Raw genomic sequence first — 24,376 nt, forward strand, 5'->3', positions numbered from 1 at the left:
GGCTGATGTGCCGCGGGAGGCCGCCGCCTTCGCGACCCGGGCGACCATCCGATAGACATCCCGGCGATCGACCGGCTTGCCGGTCACGGGCCGCAGGATCAGAGGGCCGTCAGTGCGCTGACCGTGGCAGGCCTCCAATGCAGCAAAACCGGGACCGTCACGGGCATGGTGGCAGGCTTATTGCCCTTGCCCACCAGGTGCAGCACCCGGTGCCCGCGAAGGGTGTCGGCGTAGTCCTCGATCCGCACTGCGGCCGCCTCCGAGGCACGCAGCGCATTGATCCCGAGCAGGTAAGCCAGCGCCCGTGATGGACCGTGATGGTCTGGGCGATCTGCAGAAAGCGAATCAGCTCAAGCGGGTCCAGCCCTTGGGTGCGGGACTCGTCGCGATGCACCTTCGGGAGCCGCGCACACACGGCAGGGTCGGCCGGAATCAGACCGTCGATGTGCGCGAACCGGAAGTATCCGCGAACGCCGTGCATCATCGTCACGACAGAGGAATCCATCAGGCCCCGGTCACCCAGGCTCCGGATGTACAGCTCGACGTGCTGCGCTGGACCCCCCACCAGGGCGTCGAGCGTGTTTGACTCACACCACGCGAACCACTCCTTCAGCTGGAAGGAGTACAGGGTGTGCGTTCGCCCGCTGTAGCGGGCCAGGTAGGAGACGGCCGCCAGCTGGGCGGTCGACGTAGACGACGGCTGGAACGGCAGAAGAGTCTCGAAGCGGACATGGAGTCACCTCAGGCGGCGACCAGCAGCACGGCCTGACCCTGGTCGCCGCTCTCACGACCAGGCACCGACCACGCGGACGCTGGCCCTCTTCCGATAGTCGCGCCGCCCGCGTTCTCTGGCGGCGGATCGACGCAGGTACGGGTACAGACGCTTGCCAGCGAGGATTCCTCCGGCCAGTGTCGTCGCTCTCTGCGCTTGCCGCGGGCCGAGTCCCTGGACGTGAGGTTGGCGCCTATTGACGCCGGGCTACCCCAGGGGTGGACACTTTCCTTGAGGACTGACTGCGTGCCTAGCGCGGACAGATGTGGAGGATGCGAGCCGGAGAGGACCCGGGCGCCAGCATGACAACCACACCGGCACTTGACGCTCACCGTGACACCGGTGTGCGGCGTGCGGCGGCCATCGCCGTGGCCGTGCTGGCCCTCCTGCTGGCCATCGGCTGCTCAGGTCCGACGCCGCAGCCGAAGCCAAGCGCGAGCTTCGTGGACTGGCGGGCCCTGGGGGCCGCAGTCGAGACCGCGATTGAGGGAGACAGACAGGGGCTCGACAACATTCGCGCCATCGTCGTGTCGGTCGACGGGAAGACCCAGTTGGAGCACTACCGCAACGGATTCAGCGCGGATGACCACGAGCACGTCTACTCGGTGACGAAAAGCGTCGTCGCCACCCTGGTCGGGATCGCCATCGAAGACGGCCTCATCCCGTCCATGGACCAACCGCTGAGCGTTCTGCTGCCCGAGCACCGCAAGGCCATGACTCCCACGGCGTCCCGAGTCACCCTGCGCCAGCTGATGTCGATGAGCGGCGGCTTCGCCGATCAGGACATGTCGCTCGTGCTCTACGAACGAGACCACGCCGACGGCGACGACTTCATCGACTACCTCCTGAAGTTGGGCCCGCGGCACGAACCCGGCAAGTCCTTTGAGTACTCAGACACCAGCGCGCATCTGGCCGCGGCCGTGCTGGCCTCCGCCTTGGCTCGATCGAACGACTCCCCGAAGCAAACCCTCCTGGACTACGCCCGCGCCAACCTGTTCGGTCCACTGGGCATCCGGACCGAACCGGCGTACACAGGCAACATCACCCTTCCCTTGCCGGAGGCCTTCACCAAGGCGGGCTTCGGCTGGCTGACCGACCCCGACAACCTCCCGTACGGCGGCTTTGGACTGAGACTGACCGCAACCGACATGATCAAGCTCGGAGAGCTGTACCGAAACGACGGGATGTGGCATGGCGTACGAGTCATCCCCGAGGGGTGGGTACAGCAAGTTCTTGAACCCTCCACGCTGAACCAGGAATACGGGCTGCTGTGGTGGATCACCCCAGGACCAGACACCACACCCGCCTATGCCGCATCCGGAGCCTACGGACAGGTCATCGTGGTCTGGCCGTCTCGTCACGCCGTCATCGTCAGCCTGACAGCCAGCCCACCTGACGCGGACCGGCATCTCAACGTCGAGCCCATCCTCTACGACGTGATCGCAACTGCACTCCCGCGCCGTTCGTGAACCTCTGTCCAGAAAGCCTTCGCGGCTACTTGACGATTGTCGGTAGGGCCGGTGTCTGGCCAGACTCGGTCCAGGTGTTCGGCTGGAGGCTCTCTTTGCGGCTGCCCACCAGCGTGTTGGGTGTGGCTCTCTATCGGTTTGCTCTCCGGCCGGGCGCCGTTGCCGGTGCGTGGCTCCAGAGGGGTCTGCCCTGCTCTCAGTAGCAATGCCCGCCCGGCGTCAACCGATCAGTGACGGCGGGAAGGACGAAGCTCATGGCGAAGGTGTTCATCGGGGTCGATCCCCACCGGTTGTCGGCGACGATCGAGGTGGTCGACCGGCACGAGAGGGTCTTGGCGACCGGCCGGTTCGCCACGGACAAGGCCGGTTACGCGGCGATGCGCCAACACGTCGCTGGGTATCGGGAGCGGGTGTGGGCGGTCGAGGGCAGCAACGGCACCGGGCGCCCGCTGGCGCAGCGGCTCCTGGCCGACGGCGAGCACGTCGTGGACGTGCCGGCGAAGCTGTCCGCGCGGGCGCGGCTGTTGGACACCGGGCACAACCGCAAGACCGACGCGCATGACGCGCACGCGGTGGCGGTGGTCGCGGTCCGCACCAAGAACTTGCGGGTGCTCGCCTATGACGCGGACCTGGAGGTGCTGCGGATGCTGGTCGACCGCCGCGACGAGCTGTCCCGGGCGAAGGTGCAGTGCATCAACCGGCTGCACCGGCTGTTGTCGGAACTGGTTCCGGGACAGGGCAAGAAGGACCTGACCGCGTTGCAGGCCAAGGCGATCCTGGCCTCGGCGCGCCCCCGCGACTCGGTCCGCAAGACCCTCAAGCGGCTCGCGCTCGAGCAGCTGGCCGAACTGGTGGTGATCGAGAAGAAGATCAAGGACTCCAGCAAGGAGCTCAAGGCCCTGGTGATCGCGCGCGGCTCGCACCTGATGGACCTCATCGGTGTCGGGCCCGTGGTCGCCGCCCGGATCCTGGCCGACGTCGGCGATGTCGCCCGGTTCGCCGATCGGAACCGGTTCGCGTCCTGGACCGGGACCGCGCCCCTGGACGCCTCCTCCGGGGAGCAGATTCGCCACCGTCTCTCGCGCGCCGGCAACCGCAAGGCCAACCACGTCATCCACATCGCCGCCGTCAACCAGATCCGCCTCGACAGTCCCGGCCGGGCCTACTACCGGCGCAAGCTCGCAGCCGGGAAGACCCCGATGGAAGCCCTGCGCTGCCTCAAGCGGCGCATCTCCGACGCCATCTATCGACAGCTGCGCGCCGATGCCGCCCTTCGCATGGAGGCGGGCCCGGGAGGGCACTGCGGGGCGGCACTCATATCCAGCGCGGCCGGCTTGCACCCGCACACCGGCACTTCGGATCAGCCACTCCCGGGACCCGCTCCAGAGACGCTACCCGCATCCCGAACGAGGTGGAAGACCGCGAAGGTAAGAGCCCTCCAAACCGCCCCTTGACATCAGAGGGGTGCCGGTAGGACGCGGGATCCGAACTCGGGCCCTCGCACTCGTGGCGCGGAGGTTTGGCTCCGGTTCCTGCAAGACCCACACACGCCGAGGCACGGGGCCGTTTCTAATTCAACGGATCATTGCGGATCAGCATCAGGAGAAGGTTTCACGGTGACGCCTGGGCTGTTGACATCCCCTGCCGTCTCGCTAGCCTCGACAGCGGAGGTGGCGCTGACAACCTCGTTAGCGCCGAAGAGGGAGATCGCTCATGCGACGAGTTCCTGTAGTTGCGCTTCTGGGCCTGCTGGTGCTGATCCAGGCTGCACCCGCAACGGCCGCGGAGTCCTGTCACCAGATCAACTCCAAGGGTGTTGGCCAGGGAGCTCCGCCGCAAGCCGGTGACCCCCCGGGCCTGATCCGGACCCTCGCCCAGATCCGCGGCGGGGGCCTGCTGCAGGGCACGACCGAATCCGCCTTCCAGGTCACCGGACCGACGCCGACCGGGATCGCGTTCGCTGGCGACATCACGTTCACCACGAACCGGGCGACGCTCACCGTCGACCTCGAGGGCACGCTCAACCTCGCGACCGGCGAGTTCGGGGCATCGGGAGACGTGAGTGAGGTCACCGGCAAGCTCGACGGTGCCTCCGGCACGATCACCCTTGCCGGTGTGCAAGACCTGCTCGACCCTGCAGGCAGCTTCACCGAGACGGTGTCCGGCGAGATCTGCATCGACCTTGGCGGCAACGGCAAGAAGTAGCTCACCGGGCACCAGTGCGTCGAGCTCCTGCCGCTGTCCCTGACGCTGTGGCACGCGTCGTTGGGAGTTCGCGTGAACGTACCCCATCCGGGGCCCCGCCGGTCGGGGATGTGGGACTTGGTCCCAAACGACAATAGGGCGCATCAATGCTCACCCCGGAACGCTCGTCGCGGCCAGGTCCGCACGCGGCGAAGTGGGCGCAGTCCCGGAGCGGCGATGGCGGCCGTTGAGTTGGCTGGACCCTCAGAGATGACGGTCACTCTGTCCCAACTTGGGCCTTGACGGTCCTAAGTTAGGACCGGTAGTGTCCGCGATGAGGTCACGGCACCAGGCCACGACCGATTCCCAAATAGGGGCCTTTCATGAGTCAGCAGTTTGCGTCATGCCCGCAGTGTGCGAGCGGTGACATCACCACGAACGCGTACCAGGTGCGGTGTAGAGGTTGCGGGTGGTCACTTCAAGACCCGGATCCTCGATACCTCGCACACATCGAGGAAATCGGGCAGGCGAACGTCGCCGTCGACGAACCGATCCTCGAGGCCATCGAGGCGCTTCCAGCTGATTTCGGTGCCTCGCTGACGACGACCCGAAGCGCACTGCCGGCAAATCATCCGGCAAACAGTGCTTCGCTCCCTTCCTTGACGGCAGCAGAGTTTCGAAACCAACGAGAGTCCTTTGGGCTAAGTGCGGAGTGGCTTGCCGACCGCCTGGGCGTAGCCCTGAAGACCGTTCAGCGCTGGGAGAATGGCCACCGACCCATCCCTGAAGGAGTGGCGGTCGAGATGGACCAGATCTCCACTGCGATGGGTGAAGTCGCCGCACGCAACTGCGCCGAGCACCTGCTCAACGTCCCGGATGCCGTGATGATGATCCCTCGCACCGGGACCCACCTCGGATTCCCGGCCTCCTGGTACCGCGCGCTGGTCGACTCTGTTCGACACGTCCTCATCAACGAGTACGGCAACCACGGCCTCGCAGCCGCAGCCTTCCGGGTTGTCTACTTCGACGAAGTCGGAGACCAGTCGTGAACCGGGTTGATGATGTCGCCGACCGGGCGGGTGCGTCCGAGAGCGACCCGGTTTCGAGCGCGCCTGTCGACCAAGACACCCCCGTGGCAAGGAGCAATGGTGGCGGGCCGAACCGACACGGCGTCCCGGTGGCGGCAACATACAAGGACGCCCTGGACGATCGATTCAACGCCCTCAAGGCGGCGATCGACGCAACCGACACTGGCTACCGCAAGCGTCCGGTCGCGCAACTCTTGGGCCATCTGCGCTGGCGTCGCCCCAACCAGACCGTGCACTGGAACGCAGGCACCACTCCCTCCGTTCCCGAGACCGCGGCCGGCCTGTCCATTGATGTCGGAACGCCCCTACCGGATGCGATGGAGATCGTCCTCGCCGCCCTTCGCCATGACCTGTCGGGCGAGGCCCTGGATTCGCTTGAGGTCTATCACCAGGCAGTGCATGACTTGAACGCCGAGTGCGGCATGGTGCCACAGGCCAGTAGCGCGGGGTTGGATGCGGGAGCTCGATCGGGACCGGTGCGTCGGGTTGGCACCGCATACGTTGCGCCAACTCGCACTGGCGAGGCGCCAGAAGTTGAGTCCGCCATCTTTGTGCGCAACCCCGACTTGATCGACCGCGGCACCACCGCGCACATGGACATCCAGGACACGCTGGCTGCGCCCATCAGAACGGAGGGATTGGAGCCAGTCTCCCCCGATCAAGACGACCAGCAGTTCGATGTTGCATGGGTGGCCCAAGGTGCTTTGTACATCTGCGAGGTCAAGAGCCTCACCGCCGACAATGAGGAGTCACAGTTGCGACTTAACCTCGGCCAACTGCTCAGTTACCTGTACCGAACTAAGGTCGAACACTGGGCGGATGTTGATGAGGTCCTGGGCGTATTGGCCGTCGAACGCCCGCCGAGTCGTCCCGACTGGGTGGGTATCTGCGCCGAGAGCGGCGTCACGCTGACTTGGCCCGATCGGTTCCCGGAACTGTTCGAAGGCTGATCACGAAGCCGATCGCCCTACACGCAGCGGGTAGTGCTATCTGGGCGGAATCGACGCAGCTGACGCGTTTGGTCTAGACGCCGGCGACGTATGCGGTCAGGAAGTGGACGCCGTGTCGGTCGAGGTTGCCTCGGGCTCGGTCGTAGTGCTCTGTGGTTCTCGGGTCGGCGTGCCGGGCGAGTATCTGGGCATCCCGCAGGGGGACGCCGGCATCGAGGGCGTTGGTGATCGCGGCATGCCGCAGAGAGTGCGGGCTGATGTGACGCGGGATGCTGGCGGTCTTGGCGATCCGGGCGACCATCCGGTACACGTCGCGCCGGTCGATCGGCTTCCCACTGAGCGGCCGCAGGACCAGGAACCCGCTGGTGCGCTCGCCGCGGCATGCCTCCAAGACCCGCAGCACCGGGACGGTGATCGGCATCGTGGCGGGCTTGTTGCCCTTGCCCACCAGGTGCAGCACCCGGTGTCCACGCAGGGTATCGGCGTAGTCCTCGATCCGCACCGCGGCAGCCTCGGATGCGCGCAGCGCGTTGATGCCGAGCAGGTAGGCGAGGGCGCCGTGGTGGACGGTGATGGTCTGGGCGACTTGGAGGAAACGGATCAGCTCCAGGCGGTCCAGTCCTTGAGTACGGGATTCGTCACGGTGGACCTTGGGCAGCCTCGCATAGACGGCCGGGTCGGCGGGGATGAGACCGTCGATGTGCGCGAACCGGAAGAAGCCACGGACGCCATGCATCATCGTCACAACGGAGGAGTCCATCAGGCCCCGATCGCCGAGACTGCGGATGTACAGCTCAACATGGGCGCGTTGGACTCCCATCAGCGGGTCCAAGGCGTTCGTCTCACACCAGGCGAACCACTGCCGCAATTGGAACGCGTACAGGGTGTGGGTGCGCCCGGAGTAACGGGCCAGGAACGAGACCGCCGCCAGCTGGGCGGTCGACATCGAGGACGGCTGGAACGGAAGCAGAGTTGTCGGAGCGGGCATGACGTCACCTCACGCGGCGACCGCAAGAGGCCAAGGTCGCGCCCGCCGCCAACGCAGCCAGGCACCCGAACCGCATCGACGCTAGACCCCATTCACCGAAGCAGCGAGTCCGCAGGCGGCGCTGTGACGCACCCCTTTGCGGCAATGGCAGGGCTTAAGTCCGCTTCTTTGTCTCCTGAGCGAACTGCACGTCGTACTTCGCCTCCGCGAATAGGTCGCGCATGCGCAGCTTCCCTTGTCGCTCCTTCTCAGCTTTTCGGAGGGCCTTCAGCTGGACTTTGTCGGCAGTTTCCTTGGCCGCGGCCTCCGCGAGCAGGAAGAGGAGTCTTGGGTGAGCTTCGTGTGTGGCTTCGGCGGTAGGAGATCTCTCAGCCGCAGACTCCCTCGTCGATTGTTCTGCGAGTTGCGAACCGCAATGCGCACAGAACCGGGAGCCTGGTGAAGTCGGGTGTCCGCATGAGTTGCAGTAGCGAAAGGGGCTGTGTAACGCCGGAGCACTCGGCGCCCCAGGCCCTGCCTGCGCGTCAGCTGGGGCGGGCAAGCCGAGAGTCCCTGTCGGTTGGAAGCCTCGACTCTTGACCGTCTTGACCTTCGTCGAACCACAGTTTGAGCACTTCGCCCAAGCCTCATGTTGCTGGGTTGCCCGTCCGTAGTTGCCTTGCAACCTGGCCATTCGCGCCTGGGAGTCGGTCCACATCGAAGCGCCGGCCTCGTCGTACCACCTCGGCTTCTGAGGCAACGGCGCCTTGACGGCGAACCAGCGAAAGTTGCATCGCTGGCACTCCCTGGCCTCATCTTTGTCACCCACATCGGCACTCTAAGGGCCGAGCACCCGGGCCGGTCAGAGTTCAGGTCCTCACCTGGGCGACTTTGCCGGAGGTTCTGCCCATTGCGCCACGACGGGACGACGGTGGCGGCCGTGCCGCGTGGTGTGCCTGCATGACGTCACCGTGCGTGTTCAGTCGGCCACGACAGCGCGATTCTTGGGGAGCAGTGGAAGCCACGGTCGCTGTTGGCAGGTCGTCACCACTGCGCAGACACGTGGCGGTTAGACGCACCTCGGGACAAGGCCCTGATGAGCGGAACGCGGCATGAGCCTGCGTTCACGGCAGATCCTTCGCCATGCCGATGTGTCCGCGACCCCGCGACGGATCGCGACTGGGGTGGTGCCCTTCAGCGAACTGGGCGTTGACCAGTGATGGCTTCCGTCGTGTGCCGGTTGGAGAAGAGGGTCACGGCGAGATACAGGTAGCTGAAAGGAGGAAGCAGGAAGAGAAGGACGAACCACCAGACGGGCTTCGTGCCGAGCCACGGCCGCATCCAGCCACCCGATACCTTCCTGGCGTACAAGGCGACACCCAGCGCGAACACCAAGAGGATGGGAAGAATGGACCAGTTGACGTAGAACCCAGCTTCCGTGTCCCCCATGGCGGAAGGATACAAGCGGGTGGTGGCTCTCCATAGCCGGTGTCAGGAAGTTCGAGACAGCTGGGGTCGTCGGCTCGTTGATGTGCGCTCTGCGGCATGTCCGGTAAACGCCTCACGCTGATGAGCGTGCGACTCACGAACCGGAGCGGACATCAACGAAGGATGCAGAACATATCTGAAGAATCCCGCGGAGTTCTTTGGCAAGCCGTTCACTGGCGAGTCGTACCGCTGCCCGCTAGCGGTTGCGCCTACAACCCAAGAAGGTCCGCAGCGGCAACCCAAGATTCGAGCCCTCCCGGTATCCCCTTTGCGGCAAGGGCAAGGGCGCCCTCCGCCTCATCGCCCGTGAACCTACCGTAAAACGAGCCTGTCAAAACAGAATCGAATATCTGCTCGTAGAACTCTACATTCACGGCGGCGAGGCCGCGGAGCAGCGAATCCAGCTCTTCACCGTTCGCCTCCTTATTCGTTGGTGTGCCAAAGAGAGATGGCGGAAGGTTGGCCTCGAAGACAGCCCGAAAGAATAGGCGTAGCAGGTGACCTCTCGCTGTGGACGCATAAACTGCGCTATCGAACTTCGACGGCCCCGCTAGTTTGGCGTCCATAACCTTGACAAGCCGAAGGTGTTGCGACGCTTGGAGGCAAGAAACAAAGATCTCTTTCACAGAATCCAAATGCCCCCCACCCAGTAACTGACCCGTAAGGACGGCAGCGACGGCGTCGCAAACCACTTCCTCCTCCAAAGCAGCACTTTCCCGTACGGCGCGCACCTTGAATACTGAGGGATCTGACGGCTTTTTGCTCCACGCCTGGATGAGGCTGGCGCGTCCGGCAGACAACATCTCCAGGTCTTGCGGTCCGTACCTACGAACGTACTCCCTGTTGTAGTCGTCTGCGAGACGCTCGAGGTGACGGCCCGACTGGTCCTCAGCCCCGAAGAGTTCGTCGACCACTTCCTCGGCCGTCTCGATCAACGCGAAGCATGCTGCGTACCAGTATGAACGGAAGTCGGCGGACGCCGACAGACCAAAATGGATCAATTCGTGCGCCAAGACGAAAGTCTCCTGCGCATGCACGGACTTAAGTCTCTCCCGGTTCGGGAGTCCACGGAACGAATCCGCCATTCGCATGTGACTATGGGTCAATGCCATGAGATGCGCATGCTCGCTACGGCCCGCTACAAGAAGACGATCAGCGTACAACTTCGTCAGATATGTGTCGATCGAGAAGAGTTCGGCGCGCTGGTCGACTAGCGCACTTAGACGCGAAATCACTTGGCCAAGAAATTGGTCATACACGATCCAGTTCGCACCATCGGTCTTCACAAACTCCGTCAGCGCGTACGGCGTGCGAACCACGCGAAGGCCTGGCGCATTCGGAAGATCGTATGGCTCGAGCAGTGAAACAAGTGCGCTGTAGGTCCACCCGTAATACTCGTCAGTCATGCTTTCTGGCACCGAACCCAGACGTCCCCGCGAGGCGTGCAGATACGCCTCCAGCGCAGCCACGTGTCAGCTACCCGTTCTCAACCTCGGGCTCGGCCGCAAGGCGCGCTGCGTGCATATCAAGCGAATTCATCAGCTCCTTGATCTCATTCGCCGAGTAGCCCTCGAAACGAAGCCCATCGAGTACGACGGTTTGAGACTTCTTGTGCTCGTAGCGTTGACTCACCCACGTTCGCACGATGGGGATTGAGGACATGGTCAGCGGCACTAATACTTGCGCGACCACCACGCCGTCAAAGGGCCGGGATTCCAGTGTGCTTGCGCCGTCGAGGCCAGCGATCTCCGCCAGCTCGCCAGCCTCGTCTATCGGAAGGGAAACAATCAAGTGGTCCATAGGCACCTCGTCGTTGAGCTGGCGAGCAGGAACAGAAGCGGGGAGGCTTGGATACCCCACTCGTAGGATACGCACGAGCTCGCAGGGTTGCCCTGTGCGCCAGGACGGGTGGACTCCTTCCAAGCGTGGACGGTGATATCAGCTCCCGCTCGCACGCGTCCACCGCCGACTCCGCAGGACGCGGCCGAGGGTCGTCCGTCGCCAATCGTGGTCTAGCGGGTTCACCGGTGTCTTCAGCGTTGCCTGTCGGCGGCAATTGCGGACATTACCGGCGCTGGCGCCGCTGTTCATCGGCGAGCACCCCGAGGGGCGCCTGTCCACTAGCCTTCCTGGCATGGACGACATCAGCGGGACCGCCGTCGCCGGTCTGTTGTCCATGGTCGCCTTCGGCTGGGTGTTGCACGTAAGGGAAGAAGAGCCAGGCGAGTTCGTCTTATTCTTCTCGATGCTTTTGGGCTTGTTCCTTGGGGCGGATGGAAGCGCTGGCTGGGTCCCATGGCTCTGGTTCGGCACGCTGGTCCTGTGTGTGGGCTTCTATGCAGTCAAGTGGACCAGGGGCCGGGGGCGCCACAGTTCCGGCTCGAGAGCGCGCGATGCCCTAAATGGCCATGACTAGCAAACGTCTGACCATCTGCACAACCGCGCGAAACGCGGCATGTCCGGTCGTCCGCCGGGGCGCCACTCGCGGCTCGATAGAGTGCTCTCTCGGCCACGCGGCGAACGCCGCTGCCTAGGGTGACGCCATGATTTCTCAGGAGGGTGCGTTTCCAGATGACCTGTCGGGCCAACTCTGGGCACGCCCGGTAGAGACGCCAGAGGTCGATTGGTGGAATCGCGAGGTGGTCGACTACCAGAACACGGTCGTGGCCGAGGGTGCGGCCGTCAGCCCCGCTCAGGCTGCTCGATACGTCTGGGCCCGTCGTCCGAAGCGAGTTCGAAGGAGCTGGCGACCCGGGTCTCCTGCAAGACAGGTCGTTCCCTCGGACTCTCGGCAGTGCGCAAGTTTGCGCGCGCCCCCTCCGATCCGGCTCGAGACTTAAGTATCCGTCAGGTCCTTGGCGCCGCCAGCGACGGTAGGTTGCACATCATCTGACTGATACAGACACGGCTGATGGCGCGCCCTTGGGGCACGTCGGATCAAGGAGATCGCATGGGCCCGCAGCGGATAGGTGGCGAAGGAACAGATTGGCTGGCTGAGAGCCCGAATGTTACCCCGATCCGATCAGTCTCGGACCTTGCGCTCATGCTGAGCGAGGCCTCTCCTGATTGGGTCCTGGCGGTTGACGACGACGAGTTCCCGTCGATCGAACCCGCCACAGCCACCAACGTCACGTTCGTCTGGCGTGGGGTAGGCAACAGGTCCTACCCACTCCACTCGAGCGCTTTTCGCCGGCTCGCAGCGCGAGCGGGGTCACCCACCGAAACCGCAATGCGGGCTCTTGAGGCTGACCTTCTTCGCGCGGCTCGCAAGAATCTGTTCGGCCGCCGAGACGGCGCGAACCTTTCTGATCTCGAACTGTTGGCGGTGCTACAGCACTTTGGTGCAGCTACGCGATTAGTGGACGTGACGCGAAACGTTCTGGTCGCTCTCTGGTTCTCCACAGCACCCGCACCCCTAACTGATGGCATGGAAGCCGACGGCGTCCTGTTCGGCATAGACGTGACCAATCGAACGGTGCCCGCGGCCGTCGAGCGTCATCGCATCGCCAACCTTGCTCAACGAGCGGGTGTCTGGCATTGGGAACCTCCGCCGCTCGAGCTGCGGATCCGGTCCCAGCAGGGCTCCTTCATTTTCAGTCGCACGCAGCTGGTGACAAATCGCTCAGGCAGACACTTAACTTCGCTCGATCTTCGCCCTCTGGAGGTCAGGGCGCTCTCACACCATCTTTCTTTGCGGGCAAAAGTAGGGATGGGTCCTGCGGGTATCCCTCCATTAGTAATCTTCGTCATCCCTGCTCGCGACAAGGCCAGGATACGCAAGGAACTGGCCGTCTTCTTCGGACAGGACGAACTAACTATCTTCCCCGACCTGTCTGGCTTCTCTAGGTGGTGGGGAGTCCCAACGTAGGGTGCTTCGACAACCTCTACGCGCGCTGCCCGCGGCATGAGCGGATGGGCGCGTGGGGTCTACTTCCCGCCACCGGCGTGGAGTCCCGAGGGACCGGGCACGCACAGAATTCGCGCCATCACGTCGCCAATGGCTAGACCGTCACTCCTACCGTCCCCGGTCAGGGGGAGCACCTGGTCGGCAAGGTTCCATCCCTCGACGGCGATCCGAGCCTCCGCGGCAACCGCGTCGACGTAGACCCAGTAGTCAATGCAGTGAACCTCGGGCCACTGGGAGTCCCCATACGACTCGATGATTTCGCTGTCCGGATACTTCGCCGCGAACTGGGCAGGGTCTGCCTCCCAGAGCACTGTCACGACGAGTCCCGATGCATCGCGCCCGATCTGCCGCTGGAACCCGACGCCCGCGGACTCCATGACCGGGTCGCAGACAGCACACGCCGACGCTGCCCAGTCTTGACCAAGTGCGAGGCTCATGTGCCCAAGGTAGGGCCCCGACCACGCGAACGTTCACCAGTTAGGCACAAGCGGATCGCGGCATGAGCGCGCCTTCGCGGACTGCGGCGTGCCCTCAGGTCCCGTCTACTGGGTGGACCGCCCGGGCGCATCAGCCGTCACCCTTGCTCCGCAGGCTCTCGCTCCTTTCGCATGCGACGAACCTTGTCAACGAGGTCCTCTCGAGGCGTGACGCTGTCCAGCTGTCCCTTGATGAAGATGCGATCTGTCACCTCGGCCACAACCAATTCGCGCTCATCTTTCGCCAGGTTCGCAACAAAGGGGCCGACCTGGCGAATCGCAAGATCGGTGCGTTTGGCAGCTCTCGCCTCCCGGTGGTGCTGGTTCCCACGTTTTCCGATCAAGGCCGCGACACCGAGCGCGCCGATAGAAGCCGCCAGCCGCGTCAGCGAGAGGCCGATGCTGCCATCGGCTCCATCACCAGCACTGAAGAGGTGATAGAGAATGGCGGCCACGCCGATGGCACCAACCAGCGCTGCGGCGACATCACAGACCCAACCGGCGAAGCTCTCCTTCTTCGCATACTCGCCGTAGTCGGTTGCTACAACGGAGGCCGTGGCGGCATGTACGAGATCCCGGGCCTGCCGCTCTAGGTCGTTCAGCGTGCCTAAGTTTTCCTCTGCCCGCTCCAGTTGGCGCCCTCGAGCCTCAGTCCATTCCTTATCCGACTGGGCTAGGGCTTCCTTCGACGACGTGGCAAACTCCGCCGTGGCATCCGTGATGGCTTGAGTTTGTTCGGAAACCTTCGCCTCAAGGGCATCCTGTTGTGCCACCAAAGTGTTGAGGGTCGCCAGGACCTCCTCGCGCTTACCCATTACGGCCTCCAAGGTTGCCTCCGTGGCGTCTTGCATCCGTTCTGCGGCGCTCGCGTGGGCCTGCGCAACTTGCTCCGCCACTGGAGCCGGCCAACTGGCCAGCGCTTGAACGATTGACTGAGTCTGCGTGTCCATCGCCGCGTCGTTGTCGCCTGGAGTCCATGACTGGGCCATATATATGTGCGTGCTGTCGATCGAGGCTGCTACGGCGTCGAGCATGGCGGTGGTCAGCAGGAGTGAGTCGGTCGAAGAGCGGCGAGCGGTTACGGCTGCGAGGACCTGCTCGCTGTAATCGCGCGAATCGCGGGCACTCGCCGCATCGTCTGGTAGTTCGACTTCCTCAAGGGCGGCTTGAAGTTCAGACACCTTGCCCCACAGCGCATGCTCGTTGGCGCGATCGTCCCAGCTAGTCAATGTCTCCCTTTCCGTAATCCCTTAGCAGGCCCAAACTATGCGACGCCGCTGACAGGTGTTGAAGCTGAGCAGTTGATCCCTCGCACGGCATGGGCGGATGACGCTTGACGGGAGGGGCGCAAACCTCCCCGCGTGATGGGTCCTGCCACCTACCACATCATCGTCGCTCTTGGTCGCTCGCGATCTCGCGATCTAGCGCTTCCGCCTCTCGGTGGTGAGAGAAGGCGACGGCCTCGGCCGCCACCCATCCAGGCCGACGCCTTAAGGATCGGCTAGTCCAGAAGACAACACATGGCCACAAAATGAGGCCAAGCCAGACTGCCAACTCTGTCCCGCTATGAGGAGCGTTACCCCCTTGTTGCCACGGAAAGGACAGCGCGGCGAGTGACAGCGCACCCGCCACGACGTGCGCCGCGGATAAGACGCGCGGACGCTGGACGATCGGAAGAAGTCGCCAATAGATTGCATCGGCAACGAGCCATGGGAGGAACAGGATCCCTGTGAAGCTAAGCAGGATGGCGCCTGCGTACGCGACATACAAGAGCGTCATGGTTGAGTCGACGTTCGACCACTGAACTCCAGCAGCCAGGTAGAGGACAAGGGGCGGACCCATGAGTGGGACCCAGACCAGGAGACCTTCCATAGTGCTCAGATCCCGCGGTTCCACCCCTCGCTGACGGAGGTAGCGCAGGGAGCTCAGCTTTCGTTCTAGTGCGAGCTGCTTAAGCGGAACTTTGCGGGCCCCCTGCACGTATTGCAGTGTCCAAGCGGCAAGAACCACCCCGGCCGATCCCAACACAGTCAGCAAGAACCCGTCCGCCCCAGGAACCTGCGTCAGGGAAGCGGCCAACCCCAAACAGGAGACCAGTGCCGCCGAGCCCGCGGCAGCCTGTAGCCATCGGTGATGAATGTAGGCAGTCGATGGCGGAAGGTCACGTCGAGTGTCTGAGGAGGCAGCCACAGCGACTGCGCAGGCTGCGACGAAACCCAACGCCACGCTGCAGAGCTCGATGGCTCTGATGGGACGGGTCCACGCAAAGTAGAGGTCGGCTTCGTCAGTCCCTGGATTTAGGGCGGATTGGAAGTACGCCCAGTTTCCGCCGGCTTCGAGAAGCAGCAGGAAAAGGCCAGTAAGCCACGCTTGGCCCTTGATGATGCGCCACGCGGAGTTCCGCCAGTTGCTCTCCACCGCCTGCCACTCAAGAATCGTTGGAGCAGTTTCGGCCGTAACGGCGGCATCCGCTACGGCTTGCTTGCGCCACCCTGAGAGCCACATGGAACGCATTCTTGTGGGTTCGCCCCGCTCACGTCGTGATTGCTGGCCTTCGTCCAAGGCGCGTCTCCGCGTCGCTGGCGGCGGGGACACTCGTGCATAGGCAACGCCAGGCGATTTCCGCATGGCAGCGTGGTGCAGATTCCACGCTCGGGTGACGCGATCAGGCGTCGGCGCGAAGTGCTGAACGACCGTCGTCATTAGTTCCTAAGTGTTGCCGGTGCGACGGCATGGCTGCCCGAGCCGGGCTTCTACGGCTGAGGCGGCTGGCCCGCCGCAGACCCGTCGGCGGAAACGCTCGACCGGCCCGACCTGGCGTCACCTAACCGCCTCGACCTTTCGCATCAGCCGGCGTTCCGGGGGCAGGTAGGCGATCCACCCCGCCAATTCAGACCTTGTAACGAGGCCGGTCTCGACCTTGATGGCTCGCAGCGCAAAGAAGAGTCCGCGCGAAGCGTTGGCCAACGCCTGGATGCCGAGGTCGGAAGCGGGACCGAAAACGTCCGCCCATCGGCATGTGAGTAAATCGAAATCGACCGCCAGACGGGTAGCCCTAAGTGGGCGGAGTGACTCATCCACCCGGAGAATGAAACTGCTCACCGTAGCCGTCAGCCCGGCGAATGCAGGGTCTGCCCAAGGGCCAGCCGCCCTTGGCCCCACCCACGTGTAGGAGTCGTTCCACGCGGGGCGCACGTCGGCGGTGATTGACGCGCGGACAGGGTGTCGGATGGGAACGCGAACGTGTCCAATCGATGGGATGGTCCGCGCGTGCATGCTCACGTCGTCGCTGCCTGGGCCGCTACCGTGGATGGCGTGGAACTCGTGAGTGAGCGCCTCGTCCTGCGGCCGGCGAGCGGCTCGGACCTCGACTTCTAGTTCGACCTGCGCAACAGGCCGGAGATCGTGGCTCGGCCGGACCACGAACCCAAACCGTGGTCGCAGGTTGAACGCCAGCTCCATGGCTGGATCAGCCGGCGGCAGAAGTACGGCTTCGGAACCTGGACCGTCTTCCACCGAGAAAGTGATGAGCGCCGGGGCGTGTGGAGCTCGACCCGTTGGGCGCGGGTTGGGAGGGCATCTCGCCGAGTGAGATCGAAGTCGGGCTGATCGTCCATCCGACCCACTGGAAGCAAGGCATCGCGACCGAGGCAGCGGGCCTCGTCGCCGCGGATTGCTTCAGTCGGGCCGGACTCAGTCGACTGGTCGCGCTGACGACGTCCGATCACAGGCTTCGCTCTGGACGCTCGAGAGGCTGGGAATGCGCCACCGTGGCGAGACGCAGCACGTGAGTGACCCCACGACCTACCAGGTGTACGACCTCCGTCGGCCTGCTCCGCTGCCATGGGCAGCCAGCCGAGCGGCGTGTGTGTTCGTGGCCCGGACCGCTGGTGCCTCGAGATTTCCCCAGGCCCTTCGCGGCTTCGTATCGCTCGTTGACCACTTAAGGGTGGGTGGTCTGCGAGGCCGTCCCGGGGGCCGCAGAGCCGGATCGTCGAGGTCGGTTCAACAACTCGGCTGGGGCGTGCACGTCACAGACCGCCGTCGGCGCCCATCATGCGAGGAGGATCCGCGTCGCGTCGGACCAGGTAGCCGCACCGCTTGCACTCTCGCATGTCCACACCTTCACGGCGGAACCGGCGCCACTGGTGTCCGCCGACCGCGCACAGCAGACGTACGGCCTTCATGACAGACAGTCTGGACCCGTTCATTCGCGCTTGTACACGACTCCACGCCCGGGCAGCTGTCTCGCTCCTCGAGTCGTGAAGGCTAGTCACGCTGCGGCACCGGTGCGGTGCTCGGCAAGACGCCCATGGGGACCAGGAATCGTTCCAGGAGATTGCTGGCGCCTCCGTACGATTCCATGGAGGGGGCTGACTCAGGTCTCCACACCGCGACGACGACGATCGCGTCGCTGCCGTAGACGCCCCCACGGAAGAAGGCTTGGACGTCTTCCTTGAAGGGCACGAGCAGACCCGAGGTGCAGGCCGACTCCTGCGGGCAGAGCTCGACGGCGCGGTCGGCGATGCCGGTGCACGGTGAGTTGCGCGACCTGTGGCAGTAGTCCTCGACCCATGCCACGAGGTCGGCGTCCGATTCCCTCCGCGTAGCAGTGGGCAGCGGCACCGACCAGGCACTCACCCTCACCATGTGGTCGGGAGGGCGGAAGGCATCCTGCGCCTGGCTCTGCGGGTCTGCTGCGTCGATCTCCCAGCTCCAGGCCCGGACTGCCGGAAGCTCGTCCCACCCCGGCGGATGGACGATGGTGAACCCGTACTGGCTGGACGTGTAGCTGTTCGGCGACGTCGGGCTCATGACCGTGGGCGGCTGCGGGGTCGACGCGGGCATCAGGGTGCTGGTGTCGCGGTCACCGAGCAGCGTCGTGATCGTCACGATGAGTGCGACGGCAGCGGTGACGGCGATGGCCGAGGCAGCGCGGACCCGCTTTGCCCGGGCGCTGCCGCGCACCTTCTCAAGGTCCACCCCCGGGGGGGTGACGCCGTTGGCGACGTGGTGAAGCGCTTGGGTCAGGCGGTCCTCCGAGATCATGACGTCGCCTCCATGCCCGGGCCCATCGGCACCGGAAGGGGTTCGGCGAGGAGGGCGGCAAGCCGACGTGTCGCCGCGTGGCTGTGGCTCTTCACGGTGCCCGGCGCCATCTCCAGGGTCGCGGCGATCTCGCTCTCGCTGAGGTCCTCGTAGTACCTCAGCACGGTCACCGCCCGCTGTCGCGGTGGGAGGCTCAGCACGGCCTGCCAGACCCGCTCGTGCTCGGGGACCTGGTCCACGCGTCCGGCCCAGGAGGGTTCGTCGCGAAGGAGCGTGGGCCGCTCGTGCGACGAGCGGCGACGCCACCAGGACACGGACTGGTTCACCAGAATCTTGCGCGCATACGCGACCGGCCGCTCCATCGCCTCCACCCGCGTCCACCGCTGGTAGAGGCGCACGAGCGTCGTCTGCACGAGGTCCTCCGCGCGCTGGTAGTCACCGGTCATCAGGTAGGCGGTGCGGAACAACGTCGCACTGTGCGCCTGCACGAAGGCGGTGAACCGCTCGTCGTCGCTCTGTCTCATCCCGCCTCCTCAAGAACGGGCCAGCCGTGCTGCACCACTCCTTGAAGGCCGTGACGACGCGTTCAGGTTCAGTCGTCCGGCGAGAAGTTCTCGTGGCCCTCTCAGGATGCAGCAACGGCATCCGTGCGGTCATCCCCCGGCACGCGTCGGAATGCCACGGCGCCCTGGGCCGCCGGTCAGCAGCTGACCTCCGGGTTGAAGTCCGCGAACATCCCTGCCGGGTTGTGAGCCCACACCCAGGCGTGCGTGAGGTAGAACGCCGGCCCCGGGGGTGGGACGAGGATGTGCATCTTCATGCCGAGGACCGAGGGCGGTTCGGAGACGCCGCGAGGGTTGGACTGGGCGCTCCGGACGACCCACTCGACGGCGACCAGCTTCAGCCCGCCATCGGCTGCCGGTGCGTAGACCAGGACCTCGGGCTGGCGGGCGTCGACGGCGTTGTCGGCCATGAGCTGCGCGTTGAAGTAGTGGTAGCCCATCGCGCCCGCCGTCGGGTGCGAGACGCAGCCCGCGACGATCCGGTTCCCGGCACCGTTGACCCACCCGAGCTCGTAGCCGGCCGCGACCGCCTCGTCCACTTGGTGGAACCTGGCCGTGGCGGCACGCACCCGGGCCAGCTCGGCCTGGACGCCTGCAGCCAGGTGCTCGTGGACGGAGAACTCCTCCTCGCCAGAGGCGGCCGAGGGGAACAGCGCCGCGCCGGCCAGTACCGGCCCTGCCAGGCCCACGCCGAGCAGAACCTTCCAGCCGCGCCGGCCCCGGTCCTGCGATCCTGTGTCGTTCGTCATGACTGCACCCCTGTTCGTCGTCAAACCAGGTGATCGGGGGACGTGCTCCCTCACCCCTTGAACGCCGCGACGCCACCCCGGGGTTCAGTGCCGCCGCGATCGAACGTGACTCCACCCGACCTCGCCCTTTCGTGAACTCGCCCAGCCCGACCACCGCAGGATTGGCGAGGTGCCGAGTGGGTAGCACCAGTTCCAGACGTTCACGGAAGGGAGACCACGTGTCGAAGGATCTGAGTGACAGCGACAACCGCAAGAAGCTGAATAAGTCCTCGTTCGCGTTGCCGGAGCAGGAGAAGTACCCGATCCCGGACATCGAGCACGCCCGGAACGCCTTGGCCAGGGTGGCTCAGCACGGGTCGGCGGCCGAGCAGAAGAAGGTCCGGGCGGCGGTCGAGAAGAAGTACCCGAGCCTGAAGAAGGACGACTGACGGTCCCCTCGGTCGGCGACGACGGTCCTGCGTGCACTCAGTGACCGGAGCTGCCGGGGCTGGAGTGCCACAGCTTGCGCGGCGAGGTGCCGTGCTCGGGGACGGCGAGCGAGGCGACGAGCCGCCCGTCGCTCGTGGGTGAGCCGGCGGGCTTGATGTCGGCGTAGGGCGACTGCGCGAACCCCGACGCGTGGACGAGCACGCGCCGACCGGTGCGCTGCTCCGCGGCCTGCATCTCCCCCGCCTCCGCCCGGGCCACCGCCTCGGCGTCGGCGGCCTCGAGGGCGCTCACGACGGCCGGGTGACCGCCGTCGCGCCAGGCGTCCCACAGGCCGGCCAGCTCCCACGCGCCGGTCGCCCGCACCGAGATCCCGCGAGGTCCGGTGCGACGGACGACCCCACGGACGAGCAGCAGCCACGAGTGGAAGATCGTGGCGGCATACGGGCCCTGCACGTCCTCGAAGAAGGTCGCGTCGACCGGTCCGGTCGCGTCGTCGAGGGTGAGGAAGACGACCCGACGACCGGTCCGGATCGGCGGTGTCTGGGTCGCCACCTTGACCCCGGCGATCCACACCTCGCTGCGGCTGCGGCTGCGGAGCAGGTCCCGGCTGCGGACGACCCCGAGCGCGTCGAGCATCGGTCCGTAGAACTCGACCACGTGCGCCGAGGCGTCGAGGCCGAGGACGTCGAGCTCGGCGCGGACCCGCTCGGGCCCGGTCATCTCCGGCAGGCCGGTGCCGGGCGTGAGCTCGGGCCGGTCGCCGAGGTCGAGGGTGAGCTGGACGGACTGGTCGGCGGCCGCGACGACCGGTCGGGCCGCCTGCGACTGCGCCGCCGCCCGCTCCCTCACCTGGTCGCTCCCCAGGGACGGTGGCGGGACCCGGCGACGCGACGACCGGCCGCTGCTCGCGCGCTCCCAGCGGTCGAGCTCGCCGACGTGGAGCAGGAGGTCGCGCCGGGTGATGCGCCCGCGCCGGCCGAGCCCGGAGCCGGTCGCGCCGATGCCGTGCATCGAGTCGAACCCACCGGCGAGGACGAGCCGCTCGACGACGGCCCGGTTGACGGTGGTGCGGGACCAGAAGTCACCGAGGCTGGAGAACGGCTGTCCCGCAACGATGCTCGCGACCTCGGCGTCGCTGATGCCCTTGACGTCGGTGAGCGAGAGACGAATGCCCTGGTCGCTGGCATCGGGCAGGTCGGGGTGCATCGGGGTGAAGGTGCGCTCCCGGCCGTCGAGCCGCTCGACGCGGTAGGTGTCGCCCGAGGCGTTGACGTCGAGCCCGAGGACGGCGATCCCGAGCGAGCGGGCGTCGTCGAGGATCAGCCGCTTGGGGTACATCCCCGGGTCGTGGGTGAGCACCCCGGAGAGGAACGCCGCCGGGTGGTGGGTCTTGAGCCAGGCCGAGTGGTAGGTCGGCAGCGCGAAGGCCGCGGCGTGCGCCTTGCAGAAGCCGAAGGACGCGAACGACTTGAGCACCTCCCAGATGCGGTCGACGTCGGCCTGGGCGTAGCCACGGGCGCGGGCCGCCGGTCGCCACCACGCCTCGATCTCGGCCTGCCCGTGGGACGTCCCCATCGTCCGGCGCACCTCGTCGGCCTGGGCGAGCGTCACCCCCGTCGTCTCGGCTACGATCCGCAGCACCTGCTCGTGGAAGACGACGACGCCCTCGGTCTCGGCCAGCGCCGGCTCGAGCGAGGGGTGCAGCAGCCGTCGCTTGCTCCAGCCGTGCCGGCTCTCGAGGAACGGCGTGATCATGTCGGACTTCACCGGCCCGGGTCGGAAGAGCGAGATGTCGATGATGAGGTCGCCGAACCGCTCCGGCCCGAACTTGCCGATGAGCTCGCGCTGCCCCGGGCTCTCGATCTGGAAGCAGCCGAGGGTGTGTGTGGATCGGATGAGCCGGAACGTCGCCTCGTCGTCGAGCGGCACCTGCGCCTCGTCGTCGAGATCGACCTCGACGCCGTCGACCCGCCTGACCTCGGCGACGGCGTGGGCCATCGCCGACTGCATGCGGATCCCGAGGACGTCGAGCTTGAGCAGCCCGAGGGTCTCGACGTCGTCCTTGTCGAACTGGCTCATCGGGAAGCCCAGCCAGCTCGCCTCGACCGGGGTGCGGTCGAGCAGCCCGGCGTTGGACAGGACGACGCCGCACGGGTGGAGGGCGATGTGGCGGGGCAGCCCGTCGAGCCGCTCGACGAGCTCGAAGAAGGTGTCGAGCCGGGGCGCGTCGAGCCCGCGCGAGCGCAGCTCGGGCAGGTCGGCGATGGCGCTGCGGGCGTCCCTGGCCCGGATGTGCGGGAAGGCCTTGGCGATCTCGTCCACCTCGACCGGCGGCATCCCCAGCGCCGCGCCGACGTCCCGGATGGAGTGGCGCACCTTGTAGGTGTCCATCATCGACACGCACGTCACCCGGTCGCCGCCGAAGCGGTCGAGGATCGCCTGGTAGATCTCGGTGCGCCGGGCCGACTCGACGTCGACGTCGATGTCCGGGAGCTCGGCCCGCAGCGGTGAGCAGAAGCGCTCCATGAGCAGGTCGTGCCGGATCGGGTCGACCCCGCTGATGCCGAGGAGGTAGTTGACGAGCGAGCCGGCCCCCGAGCCGCGGGCGGCGACCCGCACCCCGCGCGCCTTGATGAGGTCGGTCACCTCCGCGACGGTGAGGAAGTAGGTGGGGTAGCCGAGGTCGGCGATGACGCGCAGCTCGTCGTCGAGACGGGACAGCACCGTATGCCGTCCCGCGTCACCGACGCTCGGGAAGCGGGCGCCGACCGTGGCACGGCAGCGTTCGGTGAGGACGCGCTGCGGGTCGTCGCCGGGGTCGATGCCGAGGATGCTCGGTTCGGGCAGGTGGACGGCGCCGATGCCGAGGTCGGAGCGGGCGTCGAGGACGCACTCCCCGGCGACGGCCCGGGTGGTGGCGACGAGCCGGGCGGCGCGGTCGTGGTCGCCGGCGACCTCGAGGGCGCGGGTCCACATCTCCTCGCTGCTCGCGAGGTGACCGGCGTCGGTGACCCGGTCGAGGTGCCGGGAGTCGAGGACGACGAGCCGGCGAGCCGCGTCGAGGACGTCGACGGTGCGCACGCCGTCACGGGTCGCGTGCCGGACCGCGGCGGTGAGGACGGCCGGGACCCGCAGGTCGTCGGCCAGACCCAGCATGCGTCGCGAATGGGCCCGCGACCCGGGCGACCCCTCGGGCCCGCCGCCCATGACGATCTCGACCGCGAGCGCCTCGGCGGGCAGGAGCGCGCGCCACCGCTCGAGCAGTGCCCGCGCCTGCGCCGGTCGGCGCGCGAGGACGGCACGCCCGACGTCGGAGTCGGGGCCGAGGAGGACCCGCAGCCGGCTCGGCTCCGGCTCCTGGGCCCACTCCTCGCGTCGCACCCCACCGCGTGCCCAGCGGGCGAGGAGGTCGGGCAGGGTCACCGGGGTGCCCCGCTCCCCCCGCAGGTGGGTGTCGGTGACCAGGCGGCACAGGGCCGCCCAGCCGAGACCCCGCTCGATGCCGGCCCCCCGACCCCGGGCGAGGACGGTGACCCGGGGCAGCCGGAGGTCGACGACCGCGCCACCGCGCACCGGCGCCCGCGCCCTGGGCGCCCGGCGCCCCTGCGCCGCAGGCTCCCCCACGGCGAGGTCGACGCCGAGGATCGGGGAGATGCCGGCCCGGCCACAGGCCATCGCGAAGCGCACCGCGCCGTAGAGGCCGTCCCGGTCGGTGAGGGCGAGCGCGTGCTGGCCGTGCGCCGCCGCCCGGTCGACGAGATCCTGCGGCGTCGAGGCGCCGTAGCGCATCGAGAACCCGGAGGCGACGTGGAGGTGGACGAAGTCGGTGTCGCTCACGCGCTCTCCCGGACGGCGGCGAGACGACGGGCGGTGCGCTCCGCCCGCGGCATGCCGAGGGTGTGGGCGACGAGCTCGACGAAGGTCTCGGCGGCACGGAGCAGGTCGTCGGCCTCGCGGACCGGCACCCGGACCGTGCACCGGTGGTGCGTGCCGCGCTCCCCCGAGACGAGCTCGGGGCAGAGGGTCTCGAGCTGCTGACGGCGCGTCGCGGCGAGCGCGAAGACCTCGGCCCACTCGGCGAGCTCGGGGGTCCGGGCCGCGAGCAGCGGCCAGAGGTCCTGGGGCCCGCGCGTCCCCCGGCCTGCGACGAGGGCCGCGGCGGCCCGCATCGCGGCGTCCTGGGAGGTGACGAGGCGCACGGCGGCGAGCTCTGCGGCATACGCCTCCGCGAGGCACTGGCGGGACTGCTCGAGGAGGGCGAGCGCGGGACCGGCGTTCACGGCGC

General features: G+C 66.5%; 22 protein-coding genes. 10 read left to right on the top strand and 12 right to left on the bottom strand.

Going from position 1 to position 24,376, the window contains the following annotated elements; translation table 11 throughout:
- Nucleotides 1-304: 304 nt before the first annotated feature.
- The 6 genes from AC3EU2_RS17695 (at nt 305) to AC3EU2_RS17720 (ending at nt 6,463) form a co-directional block, all read left to right on the top strand.
- Nucleotides 305-586, top strand: a complete 282-nt coding sequence (locus AC3EU2_RS17695; RefSeq protein ID WP_488177584.1) for a hypothetical protein — start codon at nt 305-307, stop codon at nt 584-586.
- Between the two features lie 488 nt (nt 587-1,074).
- Nucleotides 1,075-2,241: a serine hydrolase domain-containing protein gene (locus AC3EU2_RS17700; RefSeq protein WP_488177585.1), complete on the top strand. Its 1,167-nt coding sequence runs from the start codon at nt 1,075-1,077 to the stop codon at nt 2,239-2,241.
- Between the two features lie 254 nt (nt 2,242-2,495).
- Nucleotides 2,496-3,695, top strand: a complete 1,200-nt coding sequence (locus AC3EU2_RS17705; RefSeq protein WP_488176218.1) for an IS110 family RNA-guided transposase — start codon at nt 2,496-2,498, stop codon at nt 3,693-3,695.
- A gap of 259 nt (nt 3,696-3,954) precedes the next feature.
- On the top strand, nt 3,955-4,446 hold the full coding sequence (locus AC3EU2_RS17710; RefSeq protein ID WP_488177586.1) for a hypothetical protein: 492 nt from the start codon (nt 3,955-3,957) through the stop codon (nt 4,444-4,446).
- Nucleotides 4,447-4,808: 362 nt separating this feature from the next.
- Nucleotides 4,809-5,474 (top strand): helix-turn-helix domain-containing protein, encoded by a 666-nt coding sequence (locus tag AC3EU2_RS17715; protein ID WP_488177587.1) that lies wholly within the window; start codon nt 4,809-4,811, stop codon nt 5,472-5,474.
- A complete protein-coding gene (locus AC3EU2_RS17720; RefSeq protein WP_488177588.1) occupies nt 5,471-6,463 on the top strand; it encodes a hypothetical protein in 993 nt (330 codons plus the stop codon). The genes AC3EU2_RS17715 and AC3EU2_RS17720 overlap by 4 nt, the downstream gene beginning before the upstream one ends.
- A 73-nt stretch (nt 6,464-6,536) precedes the next feature.
- On the opposite strand, the gene AC3EU2_RS17725 is transcribed toward AC3EU2_RS17720, so the two are convergent.
- From AC3EU2_RS17725 to AC3EU2_RS17745, 5 genes are all read right to left on the bottom strand, one after another.
- On the bottom strand, nt 6,537-7,451 hold the full coding sequence (locus tag AC3EU2_RS17725; protein WP_488177589.1) for a tyrosine-type recombinase/integrase: 915 nt from the start codon (nt 7,449-7,451) through the stop codon (nt 6,537-6,539).
- A gap of 154 nt (nt 7,452-7,605) precedes the next feature.
- The gene (locus AC3EU2_RS17730) at nt 7,606-8,148 is read right to left on the bottom strand and encodes a zinc ribbon domain-containing protein (protein ID WP_488179511.1); all 543 of its coding nucleotides are present in this window, start codon (nt 8,146-8,148) and stop codon (nt 7,606-7,608) included.
- 476 nt (nt 8,149-8,624) lie between these two features.
- Nucleotides 8,625-8,879 carry a hypothetical protein gene (locus AC3EU2_RS17735; RefSeq protein WP_488177590.1) on the bottom strand — a complete coding sequence of 85 codons (255 nt, stop codon included), beginning with the start codon at nt 8,877-8,879 and terminating at the stop codon, nt 8,625-8,627.
- A gap of 248 nt (nt 8,880-9,127) precedes the next feature.
- The gene (locus AC3EU2_RS17740; RefSeq protein ID WP_488177591.1) at nt 9,128-10,387 is read right to left on the bottom strand and encodes a hypothetical protein; all 1,260 of its coding nucleotides are present in this window, start codon (nt 10,385-10,387) and stop codon (nt 9,128-9,130) included.
- 7 nt (nt 10,388-10,394) lie between these two features.
- Entirely contained in the window at nt 10,395-10,718 is a 324-nt protein-coding gene (locus AC3EU2_RS17745; protein WP_488177592.1) for a hypothetical protein, read from the bottom strand.
- Between the two features lie 334 nt (nt 10,719-11,052).
- Here AC3EU2_RS17745 and AC3EU2_RS17750 point away from each other — a divergent pair, with 334 nt between their 5' ends.
- Both AC3EU2_RS17750 and AC3EU2_RS17755 read left to right on the top strand, forming a co-directional pair.
- Nucleotides 11,053-11,334, top strand: coding sequence for a hypothetical protein (locus AC3EU2_RS17750; RefSeq protein WP_488177593.1), 282 nt, complete (start codon nt 11,053-11,055; stop codon nt 11,332-11,334).
- A gap of 627 nt (nt 11,335-11,961) precedes the next feature.
- The gene (locus tag AC3EU2_RS17755; protein ID WP_488177594.1) at nt 11,962-12,786 is read left to right on the top strand and encodes an FRG domain-containing protein; all 825 of its coding nucleotides are present in this window, start codon (nt 11,962-11,964) and stop codon (nt 12,784-12,786) included.
- Between the two features lie 59 nt (nt 12,787-12,845).
- Here AC3EU2_RS17755 and AC3EU2_RS17760 read toward each other — a convergent pair whose 3' ends face one another.
- Nucleotides 12,846-13,262, bottom strand: coding sequence for a hypothetical protein (locus tag AC3EU2_RS17760; protein ID WP_488177595.1), 417 nt, complete (start codon nt 13,260-13,262; stop codon nt 12,846-12,848).
- Nucleotides 13,263-13,399: 137 nt separating this feature from the next.
- A complete protein-coding gene (locus tag AC3EU2_RS17765; protein WP_488177596.1) occupies nt 13,400-14,530 on the bottom strand; it encodes a hypothetical protein in 1,131 nt (376 codons plus the stop codon).
- A gap of 2,313 nt (nt 14,531-16,843) precedes the next feature.
- Here AC3EU2_RS17765 and AC3EU2_RS17770 point away from each other — a divergent pair.
- Nucleotides 16,844-17,092: a GNAT family N-acetyltransferase gene (locus tag AC3EU2_RS17770; protein ID WP_488177597.1), complete on the top strand. Its 249-nt coding sequence runs from the start codon at nt 16,844-16,846 to the stop codon at nt 17,090-17,092.
- Nucleotides 17,093-17,570: 478 nt separating this feature from the next.
- Here the strand turns inward: AC3EU2_RS17770 and AC3EU2_RS17775 are convergent, their stop codons facing one another.
- The 3 genes from AC3EU2_RS17775 to AC3EU2_RS17785 form a co-directional block, all read right to left on the bottom strand.
- A complete protein-coding gene (locus AC3EU2_RS17775) occupies nt 17,571-18,350 on the bottom strand; it encodes a hypothetical protein (RefSeq protein WP_488177598.1) in 780 nt (259 codons plus the stop codon).
- Nucleotides 18,347-18,874: a SigE family RNA polymerase sigma factor gene (locus AC3EU2_RS17780; RefSeq protein ID WP_488177599.1), complete on the bottom strand. Its 528-nt coding sequence runs from the start codon at nt 18,872-18,874 to the stop codon at nt 18,347-18,349. Before AC3EU2_RS17780 ends, AC3EU2_RS17775 begins: the two co-directional genes overlap by 4 nt.
- Before the next feature lie 176 nt (nt 18,875-19,050).
- On the bottom strand, nt 19,051-19,662 hold the full coding sequence (locus tag AC3EU2_RS17785) for a hypothetical protein (protein ID WP_488177600.1): 612 nt from the start codon (nt 19,660-19,662) through the stop codon (nt 19,051-19,053).
- A gap of 218 nt (nt 19,663-19,880) precedes the next feature.
- On the opposite strand from AC3EU2_RS17785, the gene AC3EU2_RS17790 reads away from it, so the two are divergent.
- Nucleotides 19,881-20,090 (top strand): DUF6582 domain-containing protein, encoded by a 210-nt coding sequence (locus tag AC3EU2_RS17790; protein WP_488177601.1) that lies wholly within the window; start codon nt 19,881-19,883, stop codon nt 20,088-20,090.
- 37 nt (nt 20,091-20,127) lie between these two features.
- Here AC3EU2_RS17790 and AC3EU2_RS17795 read toward each other — a convergent pair whose 3' ends face one another.
- Entirely contained in the window at nt 20,128-23,928 is a 3,801-nt protein-coding gene (locus AC3EU2_RS17795; protein ID WP_488177602.1) for a DNA polymerase III subunit alpha, read from the bottom strand.
- Nucleotides 23,925-24,371, bottom strand: coding sequence for an SAV_6107 family HEPN domain-containing protein (locus tag AC3EU2_RS17800; RefSeq protein ID WP_488177604.1), 447 nt, complete (start codon nt 24,369-24,371; stop codon nt 23,925-23,927). Before AC3EU2_RS17800 ends, AC3EU2_RS17795 begins: the two co-directional genes overlap by 4 nt.
- Nucleotides 24,372-24,376: the final 5 nt, after the last annotated feature.

It is taken from the genome of Knoellia sp. B-D-2 (assembly GCF_057714695.1).

Coding starts and splice junctions, on each gene's coding strand:
- AC3EU2_RS17700 (WP_488177585.1), top strand. CDS start 1,075: ATGACAACCACACCGGCACTTGACGCTCACCGTGACACCGGTGTGCGG.
- AC3EU2_RS17705 (WP_488176218.1), top strand. CDS start 2,496: ATGGCGAAGGTGTTCATCGGGGTCGATCCCCACCGGTTGTCGGCGACG.
- AC3EU2_RS17710 (WP_488177586.1), top strand. CDS start 3,955: ATGCGACGAGTTCCTGTAGTTGCGCTTCTGGGCCTGCTGGTGCTGATC.
- AC3EU2_RS17715 (WP_488177587.1), top strand. CDS start 4,809: ATGAGTCAGCAGTTTGCGTCATGCCCGCAGTGTGCGAGCGGTGACATC.
- AC3EU2_RS17725 (WP_488177589.1), bottom strand. CDS start 7,451: ATGCCCGCTCCGACAACTCTGCTTCCGTTCCAGCCGTCCTCGATGTCG.
- AC3EU2_RS17730 (WP_488179511.1), bottom strand. CDS start 8,148: ATGTGGACCGACTCCCAGGCGCGAATGGCCAGGTTGCAAGGCAACTAC.
- AC3EU2_RS17735 (WP_488177590.1), bottom strand. CDS start 8,879: ATGGGGGACACGGAAGCTGGGTTCTACGTCAACTGGTCCATTCTTCCC.
- AC3EU2_RS17745 (WP_488177592.1), bottom strand. CDS start 10,718: ATGGACCACTTGATTGTTTCCCTTCCGATAGACGAGGCTGGCGAGCTG.
- AC3EU2_RS17750 (WP_488177593.1), top strand. CDS start 11,053: ATGGACGACATCAGCGGGACCGCCGTCGCCGGTCTGTTGTCCATGGTC.
- AC3EU2_RS17755 (WP_488177594.1), top strand. CDS start 11,962: ATGCTGAGCGAGGCCTCTCCTGATTGGGTCCTGGCGGTTGACGACGAC.
- AC3EU2_RS17760 (WP_488177595.1), bottom strand. CDS start 13,262: ATGAGCCTCGCACTTGGTCAAGACTGGGCAGCGTCGGCGTGTGCTGTC.
- AC3EU2_RS17775 (WP_488177598.1), bottom strand. CDS start 18,350: ATGATCTCGGAGGACCGCCTGACCCAAGCGCTTCACCACGTCGCCAAC.
- AC3EU2_RS17780 (WP_488177599.1), bottom strand. CDS start 18,874: ATGAGACAGAGCGACGACGAGCGGTTCACCGCCTTCGTGCAGGCGCAC.
- AC3EU2_RS17785 (WP_488177600.1), bottom strand. CDS start 19,662: ATGACGAACGACACAGGATCGCAGGACCGGGGCCGGCGCGGCTGGAAG.